Annotated in this window: 3 protein-coding genes; all 3 read right to left on the reverse strand. The window is 72.9% G+C overall.

Annotated elements, in window-relative coordinates; genetic code table 11:
- Nucleotides 1–55 precede the first annotated feature (55 nt).
- Nucleotides 56–688 carry an ABC transporter permease subunit gene (locus AB0C29_RS45785; protein ID WP_360834278.1) on the reverse strand — a complete coding sequence of 211 codons (633 nt, stop codon included), beginning with the start codon at nucleotides 686–688 and terminating at the stop codon, nucleotides 56–58.
- Nucleotides 685–1,116, reverse strand: a complete 432-nt coding sequence (locus AB0C29_RS45790) for a hypothetical protein (RefSeq protein ID WP_360834280.1) — start codon at nucleotides 1,114–1,116, stop codon at nucleotides 685–687. The genes AB0C29_RS45785 and AB0C29_RS45790 overlap by 4 nt, the downstream gene beginning before the upstream one ends.
- A partial coding sequence (locus AB0C29_RS45795; RefSeq protein WP_360834282.1) for an N-acetylmuramoyl-L-alanine amidase occupies nucleotides 1,113–1,991 on the reverse strand: 879 nt, incomplete at its 5' end. The genes AB0C29_RS45795 and AB0C29_RS45790, both read right to left, overlap by 4 nt.

The raw sequence follows: 1,991 nt of genomic DNA on the forward strand, positions 1-1,991 counted from the left end.
CGTTGTGCCCGCTTTCCCCCACGGAACGGTATGTGCACGCTGCGTGACTATCGGATCAACTTGGACAACCGGCCAGCACCGCGTTGGCGACGGTGAGCGAGGCGTTGGCCAGGATGAGCGGCAGCGCTGCCGGTGCCACATGCTCCCGGAGCTGGTGCAGGTGTCCCGCGCCGAGCGCCCGGACCCGTTCCAGGTGCGGCTGGACCATGAATCCCTCGACGCCGGCCTGCACCGTGCGGGCCACGGTGGCCCACGAGGTCAGGGCCACCGCGATGGTCACCGTCGCCGTGCCCGGACCCGCGACGGCGCCTATCGCCACCGCGAACGGTACCTGCGGCAGCACCAGAAAGGCCGTGACCAGCCAGCGCAGCACCGCCGCCGGCCAGCCCGCGAGGTAGCCACCGAGGATGCCGACGGCCGCGCCGAGGGCCACTGCGACGATCGCCGCGGTCAGCCCGACCAGCAGCGATGTCGGAGCCGCCCGGACGATCAGGGCCAGCACCGACACGCCGTGCTCGTCGGTGCCGAGCGGAAATCGCCAGCTCGGCGCGGCGAGCGCCGGCGCGGTCTGGCGCAACGGGCTGACCAGCCGGTCGGGCACCAGCACCGGCGCCGCGACGGCGACCACGACCAGGACGCCGAGCGTCGCGGGGCCGACGAGACGGATCGATCGCCGGGCCCCGCTCACCCGTCCGAAACCGTCCTCAACCGATAAGACCGGTAGGGCAGCGCCGGGAACGGGACGACCCGGCGCACTGTGCCCGAAGGGATCTGCTCACACGTCCAGAAACTGGTGCGGTCGGCGTCGGCCCAGCTGTCGAAGAGCATGACGTGTCCGGCGTCGCCCGAGGTGCCCGGGCCGCCGTTCATCACCACATCCCCCGAGCGCAGCTCGCCCGGTCCGATCAGGACGCAGTAGTCGGGCAGCTCGACCGTGGTCTCGCCGGGCGGGGCCAGGCGCCAGGCCATCGAGACGTACCCCGAGCAGTCCAGCCGGTAGCCGCTGACCGGATCGTTGTCGTCCTGGCTGTAGCGCCGGGGCGAAGCCAGCCAGCGATGCGCGCGGGCCATGATCTCGGCCCGGTCGATCGGCGGGGCGGCCGCGTTGCCGGTCACCCGGCGAACAGCGCGCTGCGGTCGGGCGCTGCGAGGACCGCCACGACATCGGTGCGCAGGCCGGCCAACCAACCGGCCAGCACATCGCCCGGGCAGTCGGTCGCTGCCCAATCACGATGGCCCGCGATGGCCGGCACCGACCGCCGCAGACCGCTGATCGGGTTCACGTAGTCGACGGTAGCCGCCGGGTCGATCCGGCACCACCCGGCCAGCACGGCGAGCAGCAGTGTGAGGGTGTGCCGGGCGGCCGCCGTGGGCTCGCGCTGCATGAAGTTGCCGAGCAGAACGATGCCGACATTGCCCGCGTTGTAGCCGCCCACGTGCGACGCGTTCACCATCCACCCGCCGGAGTCGAAGCCGGGCAGCACGTCGCCGCCGGACCACCGTCCTTCATAAATTCTTCCGGCCTCGTCGATGAGGAAGTGGTAGCCGAAGTCGCCGTAGCCCAGATCGACGGCCTGGTAGCGGTAGATCGACCGCATCCGCGCCGCCGGATCGGGGTCGTCGTTGGCGGTGGCCGTGTGGTGCACGGTGAAAGTCTGCACCGGCCAGTAGGCCGGGCGATAGCGCTCGGTGCCGTTGGCGTCGAAGCGCAGCGATTCGTCGGCGCCCCAGGCGGCCCGGCTCACGAACGGCCGACCGGCCAGTCGGGTCCGCAGGTCGGGCGACGCCCCTGAAGCGGCGGCCAGGTCCGGCCCGTCGGTGCCGTTGAGGGCGACCGCCCGGCCGCCGAGCGGCAGGTCGAGCTCGTAGGCGGGCGCGCCCGGGGAGGTGACGAGGGCCAGCCGCTCGGTCACCGGGCTGCGGTCGCCGGCACCGGCCGGGCAGCCCTCCACCAGGGTGCTCCACCGCCCCCAGCGGCCCTGCCGGTCGGC

Origin of the sequence: Actinoplanes sp. NPDC048791, from assembly GCF_040650095.1 — a bacterium.
GTDB lineage: Bacteria > Actinomycetota > Actinomycetes > Mycobacteriales > Micromonosporaceae > Actinoplanes.